This is a genomic window from Actinoallomurus sp. NPDC052308 (genome assembly GCF_040679195.1).
Lineage (GTDB): Bacteria > Actinomycetota > Actinomycetes > Streptosporangiales > Streptosporangiaceae > Actinoallomurus > Actinoallomurus liliacearum.
Genome location: NZ_JBFAUM010000003.1, coordinates 488,115 through 502,835 on the forward strand (window position 1 = coordinate 488,115; position 14,721 = coordinate 502,835).

General features: G+C 72.8%; 11 protein-coding genes. 5 read left to right on the forward strand and 6 right to left on the reverse strand.

Going from position 1 to position 14,721, the window contains the following annotated elements:
- Nucleotides 1-3: 3 nt before the first annotated feature.
- From AB0L00_RS13625 to gcvPA, 4 genes are read right to left on the reverse strand one after another with little or no spacing between them, the layout of a single operon-like run.
- Nucleotides 4-765 carry an SDR family NAD(P)-dependent oxidoreductase gene (locus AB0L00_RS13625; RefSeq protein ID WP_364401086.1) on the reverse strand — a complete coding sequence of 254 codons (762 nt, stop codon included), beginning with the start codon at nucleotides 763-765 and terminating at the stop codon, nucleotides 4-6.
- Nucleotides 766-781: 16 nt separating this feature from the next.
- Nucleotides 782-1,888 (reverse strand): NAD(+)/NADH kinase, encoded by a 1,107-nt coding sequence (locus AB0L00_RS13630; RefSeq protein WP_364432739.1) that lies wholly within the window; start codon nucleotides 1,886-1,888, stop codon nucleotides 782-784.
- Nucleotides 1,885-3,459, reverse strand: a complete 1,575-nt coding sequence (gene gcvPB, locus AB0L00_RS13635) for an aminomethyl-transferring glycine dehydrogenase subunit GcvPB (protein ID WP_364432742.1) — start codon at nucleotides 3,457-3,459, stop codon at nucleotides 1,885-1,887. Before gcvPB ends, AB0L00_RS13630 begins: the two co-directional genes overlap by 4 nt.
- Complete coding sequence (gene gcvPA, locus AB0L00_RS13640; protein ID WP_364432744.1) at nucleotides 3,456-4,817, reverse strand: aminomethyl-transferring glycine dehydrogenase subunit GcvPA; 1,362 nt, start codon at nucleotides 4,815-4,817, stop codon at nucleotides 3,456-3,458. The genes gcvPB and gcvPA overlap by 4 nt, the downstream gene beginning before the upstream one ends.
- A 101-nt stretch (nucleotides 4,818-4,918) precedes the next feature.
- Here gcvPA and AB0L00_RS13645 point away from each other — a divergent pair, with 101 nt between their 5' ends.
- Genes AB0L00_RS13645 through AB0L00_RS13665 form a run of 5 tightly spaced genes read left to right on the forward strand, consistent with a single transcriptional unit; the run spans nucleotide 4,919 to nucleotide 12,227 of the window.
- On the forward strand, nucleotides 4,919-6,250 hold the full coding sequence (locus AB0L00_RS13645) for a sugar ABC transporter substrate-binding protein (protein ID WP_364432747.1): 1,332 nt from the start codon (nucleotides 4,919-4,921) through the stop codon (nucleotides 6,248-6,250).
- 4 nt (nucleotides 6,251-6,254) lie between these two features.
- Entirely contained in the window at nucleotides 6,255-7,199 is a 945-nt protein-coding gene (locus AB0L00_RS13650) for a sugar ABC transporter permease (RefSeq protein WP_364432749.1), read from the forward strand.
- Nucleotides 7,196-8,041, forward strand: a complete 846-nt coding sequence (locus AB0L00_RS13655; protein WP_364432752.1) for a carbohydrate ABC transporter permease — start codon at nucleotides 7,196-7,198, stop codon at nucleotides 8,039-8,041. Before AB0L00_RS13650 ends, AB0L00_RS13655 begins: the two co-directional genes overlap by 4 nt.
- The gene (locus AB0L00_RS13660; protein WP_364432755.1) at nucleotides 8,038-10,077 is read left to right on the forward strand and encodes a beta-galactosidase; all 2,040 of its coding nucleotides are present in this window, start codon (nucleotides 8,038-8,040) and stop codon (nucleotides 10,075-10,077) included. The genes AB0L00_RS13655 and AB0L00_RS13660 overlap by 4 nt, the downstream gene beginning before the upstream one ends.
- Nucleotides 10,078-10,079: 2 nt before the next feature.
- A complete protein-coding gene (locus tag AB0L00_RS13665; protein WP_364432758.1) occupies nucleotides 10,080-12,227 on the forward strand; it encodes a trehalase family glycosidase in 2,148 nt (715 codons plus the stop codon).
- Nucleotides 12,228-12,399: 172 nt separating this feature from the next.
- Here AB0L00_RS13665 and AB0L00_RS13670 read toward each other — a convergent pair whose 3' ends face one another.
- Together AB0L00_RS13670 and AB0L00_RS13675 are read right to left on the reverse strand one after the other, a co-directional pair.
- Nucleotides 12,400-14,007, reverse strand: coding sequence for an isovaleryl-CoA dehydrogenase (locus AB0L00_RS13670; protein WP_364432761.1), 1,608 nt, complete (start codon nucleotides 14,005-14,007; stop codon nucleotides 12,400-12,402).
- Complete coding sequence (locus AB0L00_RS13675) at nucleotides 13,994-14,677, reverse strand: TetR/AcrR family transcriptional regulator (protein WP_364432764.1); 684 nt, start codon at nucleotides 14,675-14,677, stop codon at nucleotides 13,994-13,996. Before AB0L00_RS13675 ends, AB0L00_RS13670 begins: the two co-directional genes overlap by 14 nt.
- Nucleotides 14,678-14,721 lie beyond the last annotated feature (44 nt).

Below are 14,721 nucleotides of genomic sequence, written 5' to 3' on the forward strand. Positions count from 1 at the left end.
CGTTCAGGCGGTGCCGGCGCCGTCGACGGCGATGACCGCGCCGCTGACGAACGACGCGGCGTCACTCGCCAGGAAGGCCACGGTCCGCGCGATGTCCCCAGGCGTGCCGATCCGGCCGAGCGGACGGTCGGCGGCCTCCTCGTAGAAGGCCTCCACCGATCCGCCGAGCTGCCGCGCCTCCTCGGCGAGCATGCCGGTGGCCGTGTCGCCCGGGCAGACGCAGTTGACCCGGATGCCGTCAGGCCCGTGGTCGATGGCCATCGCACGCGTCATGTTCACGACCGCGCCTTTGGACGCGCAGTACGATACGGCGTCCGCGCCGCCCTTGATGCCCCAACCGGACCCCGTGTTGATGATGCTTCCGCCGCCGGCGGCCCGCATCAGCGGTATCGCGTGCCGGCTCAACAACATGATCGACTTGACGTTGACGGCCATCACCCGGTCCCAGTCGTCCTCGGCGATCCCGCAGACCGTCGACCGCCGGATGATCCCGGCGTTGTTGAACAGCACGTCGACGCCGCCGAAGGCCTCCCGGGCGGTCGCGATGACGCGCTCACAGTCGGCGGCGTCGGACACGTCGCAGCGCACGAACACCGCCCGGCCACCGGCGGCGATGACGGCCTTCTCGGCCTCCGCCCCGCCCGTCTCGTCGACGTCGGCCAGCACGACGGCGGCGCCGAGCTCGGCCAGCAGCTCGGCCGTGGCCCGGCCGATGCCAGACGCGGCGCCGGTCACGACGGCCCGCTTGCCCGCAAGAGAGATCATTCTTCCGGTCCTTCCTTCAACGGATGGGGTACATGGCGGTGCGCCCGTGCCCCGTCAGCACGGGCCGGTGGCCCGTGAGCTCGCGGTCCAGGTCCTCGTCGCCGGTGTCGACGAGCAGGGGCCGCCCGCCCAGGGCGGCGAGCTTGGTCTCGGTCGCCACGACCAGCAGGCGGTCCGCGCCGACGGCGCGCAGCACGGCCGGGGAGATCTGCTGGTTGCCCCGGCCCAGCAGGAAGCCCTGCCCGCCGATCGGGGTGACGGCCACCCACGCGGGCGTCTCCCGGACGGTCTCCTCAAGTCTCGCCGCGGCGACGTCCGCGGCGACGAGCCGCCCGTCCCGGTCCAGCACGTTCACGCCCATGACGGGGACGTCGGCGCCGAGCGCGGCGGCGACGGCGCGCATCGTGCCGCCCGGGCCCAGGACGAGCGCCTCGCCGGGGCCGAGCCGCCGGCGCAGTTCGGCGGCGATCCCGCCGACGGACGCCGGCGAGGTGACCGAGCCGCCCACCTTGCGCTGCTGGATCCGGACCGGGACGTCCGGCACCCGCAGGTGGCCGTACAGCCGGGCCGAGACCCGTCCCTCGCGTACCGCGTCCTCGTCGAGGTCCATCACCTCGGCGTCGCGGAGCGTCGTGCCGCCGGCCGCCATCAGCGCGGCCGCCTCCCCGGCGGCGCGCGGGCTGACGCCGAACACCGCCGAGTGCATCTTCACGCCGGTCGGCACGCCGAGCACCGGCACCGACGTTCCGACCGCGTCGAGGACGTCGCGGGCGGTGCCGTCCCCGCCCGCGAACAGCAGCAGGTCGACCTCGGCGGCCAGCGCGACGGCCGCGGCCCTGGTGTCGGCGGGCGTGGTGGGGCGGCCCGGCTCATGGACGACGACGGGCCGCAGCCCGGCGGCGGCGACCGCGTCGGCGCCCATCGCGCCCGCGGCGGTCCGCACGGTCAGGCCGGCGCCGAGCCGTGAACGCAGCTCGGCCAGCGCGAGCGCGGCACGCTCGGCCGCCCGGGGCTCCGCGCCGAGCGCGCGGGCCCGCCGCTGCACGTCCGCGCCGTCGCTGCCCTTGAGGCCGACCCGGCCGCCGAGGCCGGCGACCGGGTTGACGACGAGCCCGAGCCTCATTCGCCCAGAATCTTCCGCCGGTAGGCGCGCCAGGTGACCGCCCAGGTCCGCGGGTCCTCCAGGGTGTCCTGCCGGATGCGGTGCACGGTCGAGCGGTGCGGCGCGGTCCGCACCGTCTCCGGCTCCTCGTACGCCTCACGCGCGACCTCGGCCAGGATCGCGGCGTACTCGTCCAGGTCGGCCCTGGAGTACGACTCGGTGGGCTCGAGCGTCATCGGCTCTGGCACCAGGAACGGGTGATGGCTGGTCCAGTAGTGCGTGCCGAAGTCGGCGGCGCGGTAGCCGATGTCCTCGGTGTGCACGCCGGTCTCCTCGGCCAGCTTCGCCCAGCTGTAGCGGACCTGCTCGATCCGCCGCCGCCCCTCCGCGTACGGGGCGGACGTGCCCCGGATCTCCAGGACCTTCTTCATCAGGTAGTTGTTGTTGAGCACGGCGACCTCGGCGGCCTCCCGCAGGCCCTCCGCGCCGAGCGCCATGATCCAGGCGTAGGCGCGGACCAGGTTCGGGACCACGCCGTAGAACGGCCGGATCTTGCCGACCGACTCGGGCCGGTCGTCGTCGAGGCGGTAGCGGGTGCCGTCGAACTCCACGGTCGGCCTGGGCAGGAACGGCGCCAGCGCCTCGGTCACGCCGGAGGCGCCCGCCGCGGGGCCGCCGCAGGCGTGCGGCGTCGAGAAGGTCTTGTGCAGGTTGAAATGGCACAGGTCGAAGCCGGCGTCGCGGGCCCGGGTGATGCCGAGGATGCCGTTGGCGTTCGCCTGGTCGTAGGAGCACAGGCCGCCCGCGTCGTGGACGATCTTGACGAACTCCTCGATCCGCGGGTTGAAGATCCCGGTGTCCTCCGGGTTGGTGATCAGCAGGGCCGCCGTGCGGGGGCCGACCGCGGCCTTGAGCGCCTCGATGTCGGGGTAGCCGTCGGCGTCCGGGTACAGCGTGATCACCTTGAACCCGGCCGTCTTGGCACAGGCGGCGTTGGACGGGTGCGAGAAGATGGTGGTGATCACCTCGTCCCGCTGCTCCAGCTCGCCGCGCGCGGCGAAGTACGCCCGGATCATGGCCACGTTCGTGTAGATCGCCGCCGAACCGGCGCCCGGCTGCAGGGACACCCGGTCCATGCCGGAGATCTCCCGCAGCAGCCGCTCCAGCCGGTAGATGATCTCCAGCACGCCCTGCACGGTCCGCTCGTCCTGCAGCGGGTGCAGTTCGGCGATCTTCGGGTCGCGGACGAAGGTGTCGTTGACCTTCGGGCTGTACTTCATCGTGCACGTGCCCTGGCCGACGTCGACGTTCAGGTCGACACCGAGGTTCTCCTGCGACAGCCGCAGGTAGTGCCGGAGGACGTGCAGCTGGGACAGCTCCGGCAGGGCGGGCGGGGCCGCGCGCCGCAGTCCCTCGGGCAGGCTGTCGTCGAGCGGCACCTCCGGCTCGGGGACCAGCACGCCCCGCTCGCCGGGGCTGCTCAGCTCGAACAGCAGCGGTTCGTCCCAGCGGGCCTGGTGGAAGCGGCGCAGCGGCGGCTTCGGGCCGATCTTCGCGTCGGCGGGCGTGACGGTGGCGTGTTCGGTCTTCACTTCGCGATCTCCTGCAGGGCGGTGGCCAGGCGGTCGATGTCGTCCTTGCCGTGGACCTCGGTGACGCAGTACAGGGCGTCGGTCTCGGACAGCACGCGGCCGCCGAAGATGCCGCGGTCCAGCAGCGCGTCGCCCACCTCGGCCGCCGTCCGCGCGCCGGTGAAGCGCACGGTGAAGTCGGCGAAGTGCGGCGCGTCGGCGTACGGCACCTCGACACCGGGGACCTCGGCCAGCCGGCGGATCGCGTACCGCGTGTTCGCCATGATCGTCCGACCGATCTCGCGCATGCCCTGCGGGCCCATCAGCGCCAGGTACACCCCGGCGGTGATGCCGTTCAGCGCGGCGGCGGTGCCCACCCACTCCTTGCCCTCCTCGCGGAGCGCGAAGGACGTCCGCTCGTAGGCGACGTCGCCGAAGCCGTACTCGCCCTCGACCTCGGTGGGCGCCACGCCGAACAGCCGGAAGGGGAACTCGGCGACGAACCGCTCCTCGTCGCGCGTCGCGACGAACCCGCCGTTCAGCCCGCCGTACGCCAGGTGGAGCCCGAGCGGCTGGATCTCGCCGCAGACGATGTCCGCGCCGTAGGCGGCGGGCGGCGCGACCACGCCGAGGGAGATCGGGTTGCAGCCGACGACGTACAGCGCGCCAGACTCGTGCGCCAGGCGGCCCAGCTCCGGCAGCGCGGGGTCGACGATGCCCAGGTAGGAGGGCGCCTCGGCGTAGACGGCCGCGACGTCGCCGGCGGCCAGCTCCGCCCGTACGGCGTCCAGTTCGGCCCGCCCGTCCGCGCCGACGGGAAGGACGACCACGTCGTGGACGGGACGCACGTAGTCGTCGATCTTCGACAGCTTGTCCGGGTCGAGGGCGGTGACCAGCAGCAGACGGCGGCGCCCGGTGATCCGGCCGGCCATCCGCAGCGCGGTCGCGGATGCCTGGAAGCCGTCGTAGGTCGGCACGTTGACGACGTCCATCTCCAGCAGCTCGCCCATCAGCGACTGGTACTCCCACAGCGCCTGGAAGCGGCCGTGGTCCTCGTACGGCTCGCCCGCGTAGGCGGTGAGGAACTCACTGCGGTTGATCACCTCGTCGACCACCGCCGGCACGTGGTGCTGGTAGCAGCCGGCGCCGAGGAAGCTGAGCGCCTCGTGGGTCCCGGTGTTGCGGGTCAGCAGGGCGCCGACGTGCCGGACCAGCTCCGCCTCCGAGCGCAGCGGGGCGGGCAGGTCCAGGGGCCGGCGCAGCCGGATGCTCTCCGGCACGTCGGCGTAGAACTCTTCGGTGCTCGCCGCCCCGACGGCCGCCAGCATCTGCTCTTTGATGGCCGGTACGGAGTTGGGGATGTACGGATGAACGCTCACACGCGTCCTCGCTTTCGAGTTTCTCGTCGCACCCTCTTGACGAAAGCACATGATGCAGTGTGCTGTATACAGCATTCTTCATACCAGTCCTGGGAGGCAAGATGGCGACGAGCCTGAATCGGCGGTCAGCGTTGACCGCCGGGTTCGCCGGCGTGATGTCGGTACTGCTCGCGGTGAGCGGCTGCGCCACCGGGGGGACGGCCCGCAGGCCCGGCCCCGCGCTGAAGTCCGGCTCGGCCGTCGCGCTCAAGGGCGACGTCACCGTGTGGTCGTGGGACGTCGCCGCCAAGGCGCTCAAACGGCTCGCGCCCGCCTTCGAGCAGCAGCACCCCGGCGTGCAGGTCAAGGTCGTCGACATCGGCTACGACAACGCGTACGACAAGATCACCGTCGGCATGCGGTCCGGGCAGGGCCTCCCCGACGTGCTCACCGTCGAGGGCAGCAAGCTGCCCAGCTACATAGGCAACTTCCCGCGCGGGCTGTACGACCTGACGTCCCTGGCCGGTCGCTACAAGCCGAGTTTCGCCCCCGCGACCTGGGCGAACGTCACCGACGAGCGGGGCCGGGTGTTCGCGCTGCCGTGGGACAGCGGTCCCTGCGCGCTGTTCTACCGGACGGACCTGTTCCAGCAGGCCGGCGTCGACCCGGCCTCGATCCACACGTGGGACGACTACGTGCGCGCCGGCGAGCAGATCAAGGCCAAGACCGGCAAGAAGCTGCTCGTGATGGACCCCGCCGAGGACAGCATGTTCCCGATGCTGCTCCAGCAGCAGGGCCAGCGGTATTTCAAGGACGGCAAGGTCGCGGTGGCCGATCAGCAGGCCGTCCGCGCCGCGACGCTGCTGAAGACGCTCGCCGACAAGGGACTGGTCGACTTCGAGAAGGGCTGGGACGGCCTGGTCGCCGCCACCAAGGCGGGCAAGGTCGCCACCACCCCGTACGCCGTCTGGTGGTCCGGCACCCTCACCGACGAGATGAAGGAGCTGAAGGGCAAGTTCGGCGTCGTCCCGCTGCCCGCCTTCGACGCCGGCGGCGTGCGCACGTCCAACGACGGCGGCTCGACCCTCGCGGTCGCCGGCCAGACGAAGAACCCCCAGGCCGCGTGGGCGTTCGTCGAGTTCGCGCTGGCCAATGCCGCCAACCAGGCGTCCATGCTGAAGAACGAAGGGCTCTTCCCGGCCTTCCTGCCCGCGCTGAACGACCCGTACGTCAGCGCGCCGCAGGACTACTACGGCGGCCGGCCGGTCTTCAAGACGTTCGCCGACCTGGAGCGGACCGTGCCGCCGGTGGAGTACACCAAGGACGGGTCGAAGGCGTCCGACATCGTCAACGGCACCGTCTCCGGCATCGTGCTGCACCACGACGATCCGCAGAAGGCGCTGAACTCGGCGGCGCAGCAGATCGCCGCCGCGACCGGCCGCGCGGTGGGGTGACGCCGTGACCGTCGACGTGACACGGGAGGCCGTGCGCGCGCCCGCCCCGGCCGGGCGGCGGCCCGGCCGGGGCGAGGGGCGGCGCGGCCTGCCACGCCTGACTCCGTGGATCTTCGCCGGGCCGGCCGCCGCGCTCTTCGTCCTCTTCTTCGCCTATCCGCTGCTGGCGAGCGTCTACCAGAGCTTCACCGCCGACCGCGACGGCGTGCAGACCTGGGTCGGGTTCGCCCAGTACCGGCGGATGCTGCACGACCCGGTCTTCTGGGCGTCGCTGCGCAACACCGGGCTCATCCTCGTCGTGCAGGTCCCCCTCATGATCGGCCTGGGGCTGTCGCTGGCGTACGGGCTGAACCGGTCGTGGCTGCGGTTCCGGTCGACCTGGCGCATCGCCTACTTCCTGCCGGCCGTGACCATGCTGGTCGCCTACTCGGTCGTGTTCCGCGTGCTGCTGAAGACCGACGGCGGCATGGTGAACCAGACGCTGCACGCCGTGGGCCTGCCCGAGGTGGACTGGCTGAACAGCCCCGGCTGGGCCCGGCTTGCGCTGATCGGCTCGATCACCTGGCGGTGGACCGGCTACAACGCGGTGATCCTCCTGGCCGGGCTGCAGGGCATCGGCCGCGAGCAGTACGAGGCGGCGGCCATCGACGGCGCGGGCGCCTTCACGACGTTCACCCGCGTGATCGTCCCGCAGCTGCGGCCGGTGATCCTGTTCTGCTCGGTCACCTCGACCATCGGCACCCTGCAGCTGTTCGACGAGAACTACGTGCTGACCAAGGGCGGGCCGGGCAACGCCACGATGACGCCCGTCCTCTACCTGTACAAGGTCGGCTTCGAGCAGCTCGACTTCGGCTACGCGGCCGCGATCGCCTGGGTCGTCGTCCTGCTGATCGGGCTGATCTCGTTCGTCCAGTTCCGCTTCCTCGGAAAGGACCGGTCGCGCCGATGACCACGACGACCCGCACTCTGCGCCCGCGCCTGCTCGGCCGCGCGGTCGGCTACCTGTTCCTCGCCGCCGGCGCGGTGGTCAGCATCGTGCCGTTCTACTGGATGGTGGTGGCCTCCACCCGGGACAACGACGAGCTGTTCCGCTCCCCGCCGCCGTTCCTGCCGGGCGGCCGGCTGCTGCACAACCTCGTGTCGCTGCAGCACTCGATCGGCTTCGCCCGGGTGATGGCCAACAGCCTGGGCGTCGCGGTCGTCTACACCGTGGTCAGCTCGGTGATCTCCGCGATGTGCGGGTACGGCCTGGCGAAGTACCGGTTCCGCGGCCGCGGGCTGCTGCTCGGCCTGGTGCTGGCGACCATGATGATCCCGTTCCAGGTGCTGCTCGTCCCGCTGTTCCAGATGATGTCGAACCTCGGCTGGATCGACACGTACCAGGCGGTCATCATCCCGTTCCTGGCCAACTCGTTCGGCATCTTCCTGATGCGCCAGGCGTTCCTCGACTTCCCCGACGAGCTGATCGAGTCGGCCCGCATGGACGGCGCCGGCGACCTGCGCGTCTTCTACCGGATCGTGCTGCCGGTGGTGCGCCCCCAGCTCGGCGCGCTGGCCATCTTCACGTTCATGAGCCAGTGGAACTCCTTCCTGTGGCCGCTGCTGATGCTCAACACCGAGGACAAGTACACCGCGCCGGTCGCGCTGTACACCCTCGTCGGGCAGAGCCACGTCGACTACTCCGGGCTGATCCTCGGCTCGTTCCTGGCGACGCTGCCGCTGATGCTCGTCTTCTTCATCTTCCAGAAGCAGTTCGTGTCCGGGCTGCTCGGAGGGGCGGTAAAGGGATGACACGGACCGACGGTCGCCTGACCCGGATTCCGGGCCTGCTGTACGGCGGCGACTACAACCCCGAGCAGTGGCCCGAGGAGGTGTGGGAGCAGGACGTCCGGCTGATGAAGGAGGCCGGGGTCAACCTGGTCACGGTGGGAGTGTTCTCCTGGGCGCGGCTGCAGCCCGGCCCCGACACCTGGGACTTCGGCTGGTTCGACCGGCTGCTGGACCTGCTCGCCGCGAACGACCTCGGCGTCGACCTGGCCACCGCCACCGCGTCGCCGCCCGCCTGGCTGGTCCGCGCGCACCCGGAGGTGCTGCCGGTCACCGCCGAGGGCGTGCGCCTGGAGTTCGGCTCGCGGCAGCACTACTGCCCGTCCTCGCCGGTCTACCGGCGGGCGGCCGTACGGCTCGCGCGGGCGATCGCCGAGCGCTACCACGACCATCCGGCGCTCGCCCTCTGGCACGTCCACAACGAGTACGGCGACCACGTCACCGAGTGCTTCTGCCCGACCTCGGCCGCCGACTTCCGGCGCTGGCTGCGGGAGCGGTACGCCGACCTGACGGATCTGAACGCCGCGTGGGGCACCGCCTTCTGGTCCCAGCGGTACGGCGCCTGGGAGGAGATCGAGCCGCCGCGCGCCGCGCCCGGCCCCGTCAACCCCACCCAGGTGCTGGACTGGCGGCGGTTCTGCTCCGACGCGCTGCTGGCCTGCCACCGGGCCGAGAAGGCGGTGCTCGACGAGGTCCGCGGCGACGTGCCGGTGACCACGAACTTCATGTCGATGTTCAAGGCGCTGGACTACTGGGCCTGGGCCGCGGAGGAGGACCTGGTGTCCGACGACGCCTACCCCGACCCGGCCGACCCGGCGGCGCACGTCGGCGCGGCGCTGAACTACGACCTGATGCGCTCGCTCAAGGGCGGCCGGCCGTGGCTGCTGATGGAGCAGGCGCCCTCGGGGGTGAGCTGGCGGCCCGTCAACGTCCCGAAGACCCCGGCGCTGCAGCGGCTGTGGTCACTGCAGACGGTGGCGCGCGGCGCCGACGGCGTCCTGCACTTCCAGTGGCGGGCGTCCCGGGCGGGCGCGGAGAAGTTCCACAGCGCACTGCTGCCGCACCGGGGCGTCGCGTCGCCGCGCTGGGCCGGCACCGTGGGGCTCGGCCGGGAGCTGGCCCGGCTCGGCGAGGTCGCGGGCAGCCGGCTGACCGCCGACGTCGCCATCGCCTTGGACTGGGACTCCTGGTGGGCGCTGGAACTGGACGAGCACCCGTCGTCGCGGCTACGGCTGCGCGAGCTGACCGCCTCGTGGTACGCCCCGGCGCACGCCCGCAACGTGACCGTGGACTTCGTGCCGCCCGGCGCGCCGCTCGACGGCTACCGCGTCGTCCTGGCCCCCAACCTGTACCTGGTGACCGAGGCCACCGCGCGGTGGCTGACCGCGTACGTCGAACGCGGCGGACGGCTCGTCTGCGGCTGCTTCAGCGGCGTCGCCGACGAGCACGACCACATCCACGACGGCGGCTGCCCGGGCCCGCTCCGCGACCTGCTCGGCGTGGCCGTCGAGGAGTTCTGGCCGATCGCCGACGGGGACGCGACCGAGGTCGCGACCGGCGACCGGGTCCTCACGGCGACGCTGTGGAGCGAGTGGCTGACCGCGACGACGGCCGAGGTGGTCGGGGCGTACGCCGCCGGCCCCCTGACCGGCCGCCCCGCGATCACCCGCAACGACCACGGCGCGGGCCGCGCCTGGTACGTCGGCTGCCACCTCGGCGAGGACGTCGGCGTCCTGCTGGACGCGGTGTTCGCCGACGCGGGCGTCCGGCCCGTGCTGGCGGCCCCGGACGGCGTCGAGGTCACCCGCCGCGACGGCCCGGACGCCTCCTACCTCTTCCTGCTCAACCACGGCGGCGCGGACACGGACGTGCCCGTGCCCGACGGGGTCGAGCTGCTGACCGGCACCGCCGCGCGGGGCACGCTCCGGCTGCCCGCGCTCGGGGCGGCGGTGCTCAAGACGGCCTCGCCCCAGCGGCCGCTCCATCCCCACGAAAGGTGACCATGCGTCGATCGTTGCACGCCCTGGCCGGGCTCTCGCTCGGCTCGGCCCTCGTCATCACCGCCCTGCCCGCCGCGCAGGCCGCGCCGCCACCCGCCGGGCCCGCCGGGTACGCCGACGTGCTCGACCTGCACGGCGTCCCCGCGAACGCCCTGCCCGCCGACGTCAGCGACATCAACGTGTTCGCCGACCAGGGCGCGTGGCACGCCTACGCGCTGCCGAAGGACCCCTCCACGTACGGCGCGTTCTCCGGGCCGATGTACATCGCCCAGGAGTACCCGTGGTGGCTGAGCAAGGCGTTCTCCCGCATCCGGCTGCGGGAGAACGGCCGGGACATCGACCTGGCCGCCGCGAAGAAGCCGGTGCTGACCGCGCTGCCCGGCCTGCTGCGCCAGTCGTACGACCTGCCCGGGCTGCGCCTCACCCTGGAGCTGCGGTTCGGCAGTGACCGCAGCGCGCTCGTGCGGGCGTACCTGGAGAACACCGGCACCACCGCGCGCACGCTGGAGGTCGGCTGGAGCGGCGCGCTGCTGCGGCCGGACACCGAGCCGATGCGCGGCGCCCCGTCGCTGCGCGCCACCGGCCAGGGCGTCGCCGTCGACTTCGCCAAGGTCCGGAAGGTCTGGGACTACCTCACCGACGGCACCGAGCGGTTCGAGGTCGTGCACGCCGAGCCGGTCCGCACCACGGTCACCGGCGACTCGTACGTCACCGAGCTGGCCCGCCCGCGCACGGTCGCGCCGCACCGCACCACCGCGCTGACCTGGACCGAGACCTACACCTTCACCGCCGCGGAGCGGGACCGGGAGACGCCGGTCGTGCGCGACCTGCTGCGCCGGCCGGAGCAGGCCATCGCCCGGGGTGACGCGCGCTGGCGCGGCTACGTCACCGCCGCGACCCGGGGCGTGCCCGCCGACCGGCGCCGGGCCGTGGTCAAGTCGGTCGAGACGCTGATCACCAACTGGCGCGGCGCGGCCGGGATGCTCAAGCACGACGGCGTCACCCCGTCGATCACCTACAAGTGGTTCACCGGCGGGCTCTGGGCCTGGGACACCTGGAAGCAGGCGGTCGGCACCGCCCGGTTCGCGCCCGCGCTCGCCGAGTCGCAGATCCGGTCGATGTTCGACTACCAGGTCCGCCCCGACTCGCCGACCCGCCCGCAGGACGCCGGGATGATCCCCGACTGCGTCTTCTACAACGACCCGGCGCGCGGCGGCGGCAACTGGAACGAGCGCAACTCCAAGCCGCCGCTGGCCGCCTGGGCGGTCTGGGAGGTCTACCGGGCGAACGGCGACACCGCGTTCCTCAAGGAGATGTACCCGAAGCTGGTCGCCTACCACGACTGGTGGTACCGCGACCGGGACCACGACCACGACGGCCTGGCCGAGTACGGCGCCACCGTCGACCCGGCCAACGACAGCACCGAGGAGCGGCGGCAGGCGGCGGCCTGGGAGAGCGGCATGGACAACGCCCCGCGCTTCGACGCCGCGCTCGGCACGAGCGTGGTGGACAACCGCGACGCCAACGGCCGCCTGGTCGGCTACTCGCTCAACCAGGAGTCGGTCGACCTGAACTCCTACCTCGTCGCCGAGAAGGGCTACCTGGCGGCCATCGCCGCGCGGCTCGGGCACCGGGCGGACGCCGCGCGGTACACCGCGCAGGCGCGGACGCTGGCCGCGACCATCCGGGCCAAGATGTACGACCCGGCGACCGGCTTCTTCTACGACACCGACCTGACCACCGGCCGGCGGCTCGTCGATCGGGGCCGGGGCATCGAGGGCGCCGTCCCGCTGTGGGCCGGCGTCGCCGACGACGCCGAGGCGGCGCGGGTCCGGGCCAGGCTGACCGACCCGGCGGAGTTCGCCACGAAGGTGCCGTTCCCGACGGTGGCCAAGAGCTCGCCGTACTTCGCCGCGCAGGAGTACTGGCGCGGGCCGGTCTGGCTCGACCAGGCGTACTTCGCGCTGGCCGGCCTGCGCCGGTACGGCTACGGCAGGGACGCCACGGCGGCGGCGGACCGGCTGTGGCGGTCGGCCGACGGTCTGCTCGGCGACGGTCCGATCATGGAGAACTACGACCCGCTGACCGGAGAGCCGCTGAACTCCACCAACTTCAGCTGGTCGGCGGCGCTGCTGCCCGGCATCGCCTGAGCGCGACCGATCGGTGAGATCACGGGCCCGCGGCCTCGGCCGGCCGCGGGCCCGTGCACGTCCATGGCGAGCGGCTCCGGGACACGTCCGTGGCGAGCGACTCGGGGACACGTCCGTGGCGAGCGGCTCCGGCATCCGCGGGACCGGCCTTCGAAGCCGCGGGCGACCGGAGTCAGCCGGTCTTCGGGCGGGCCCGTTCGATGATCGCGGCGAAGTCGGCGCCGGCCGGCAGGGTTCCGAACGCCCGGCCCCAGTCGCCGTCCAGGCGGGAGGCGCAGAAGGCGTCGGCGACCGCCGGGTGACCGTGCCGCACCAGCAGCGAACCCTGCAGCGCCAGGGCGAGGCGCTCCACGATCCGCCGGGCGCGCAACTCGATCGTCGCGACGTCGGCGAGGGAGTCCTTGACCTCCCGTACGGCGGCGTCCAGCCGGGCGTCCGCGCCCGAGGCCAGGCCGACCTCGTCGAAGAACGTCTCGACGGTCTCCGGCTCCTTGACCATGGCGCGGAGCACGTCGAGTGCCGAGACGTTCCCCGAGCCCTCCCAGATCCCGTTGAGCGGCGACTCGCGGAACAGCCGCGGCATGCCGGAGTCCTCGACGTAGCCGTTGCCGCCGAGGCACTCCAGGGCCTCCGCGGCGTGGGCGGGCCAGCGCTTGCAGACCCAGTACTTGCTCACGGCGAGCCCGAGCCGCTTGAACGCGGTCTCACCCCGGTCGGTCGCCCCCGCCAGGCGGAGCATCAGCACGGTCGCCGCCTCCGACTCGACGGCCAGGTCCGCCAGGACGTTGCGCATCAGCGGCTGGTCGACGAGGTACCGGCCGAAGGCCTGCCGGTGCGCGGCGTGGCGGGCGGCCTGGATGAGGCCCTCGCGCATCCCGGCGGCCGCGCCGACGACGCAGTCGAGCCGGGTCATGTTGACCATCTCGATGATGGTGCGGACGCCCCGCCCCTCGTCGCCGACGCGCCAGGCGACCGCCTCCTCGTACTCGACCTCGGCGGACGCGTTCGAACGGTTGCCCAGCTTGTCCTTGAGCCGCTGCAGGCGGATGGCGTTGCGGGTGCCGTCGGGCAGCACGCGGGGCAGCAGGAAACAGGTGAGGCCCTCCGGCGCCTGCGCGAGGACGAGGAACACGTCGCACATCGGCGCGCTCGTGAACCACTTGTGGCCGGTCAGCAGGTACGTGCCGTCGGGTTGCGGCACCGCCCGCGTCGTGTTCGCCCGGACGTCGGACCCGCCCTGCTTCTCCGTCATCGACATGCCGGCGAGAATGCCGCGCTTGTCCGCCGGGGTCCGTAGCCCGAAGTCGTACGTGTCGGACGTCAGCAGCGGTTCGTACTGCCGGGCCAGCTCGGGCGCGTGGCGCAGCGCCGGTACGGCGGCGTAGGTCATCGAGATCGGGCAGCCGTGCCCGGCGTCGACCCGCCAGACGTAGAACTTGGCCGCGCGGGCGACGTGCGCCCCGGAGCGTTCCGTCCAGGCGCGGGCGTGCAGCCCGTGGCCGACGGCGACCCGCATCAGCTCATGCCAGGCCGGGTGGAACTCCACCTCGTCGACGCGCCGGCCGTACCGGTCGTGGGTCCGCAGCACCGGCGGGTGCTCGTTGGCGAGCCGGCCCCATTCCCGGGCCTGCTCGGTGCCGGCCAGCCGGCCCAGCTCGTGGACGGCCTCGGCCGCCCAGCCACCGCCCTCCCGGAAGATCCCGTCGAGAAGAGCCGGATCGTCGGCCACGTCATGGCCGATGAGCGGCGGGACCTGGTTGAAGACCTCATGTGTTGGCACTGACCGCTCCGATGCTGCGCTGGGCGAAGGAGGTGAGATTGAAGATCAGGTCGGTCCGGACCCGGTCGCGCGCCGCCGCGTCCGTACGGGTCGGCGAGGCCGGGCCGGCGGGCGGATACGGGTCGGCGGGCCGTGTCGCGCCGACCGCGAGCGGGCCGACGAGGGCCTCGCCGATGGCGCCGACGAGCGCGGCGGCGCTGACCTCGACGTCCTGGTCGGGGAGTTCACCGGTGGCGATGCCGCGGCCGATGAGCCCGGCGAGGACGGCGGCGTACGCCCGGCGGAAGACCAGCCGCTCGGCGTCGACGGCGGGGTCCACCGGCTCGGCGAGGAGCGCGTACGCCATGCGGGGGGCGCGCAGGGCCCGGCCCGCGAAGGTCTCGATCACCGCCGCGACGCTCTCGGCCGCCGGCCGCGCCGGCGACGCGGCGCGCGCGAACGCGTCCACCTCGCGTTGTGAGGCCACCCGGAACACCTCGGCGACCAGCTCGGACTTCGACGGGAAGTGGCGGTAGACGCTGCCGGTCGCCACCCCCGCCCGCCGGGCGACGGCGGCGATCGAACATCCGGCGTAGCCCCGCTCGGCCACGACGGCCAGCGCGGCGGCGCGGATGCGCTCCCGCGACGCGCTGAGCCGGGCCTCGACGCGGGGCGTACGGCGGTACGGCACACAAGGATTGAACCTCAGTTCACTCCTTCCCGGCAAGCCTCGTC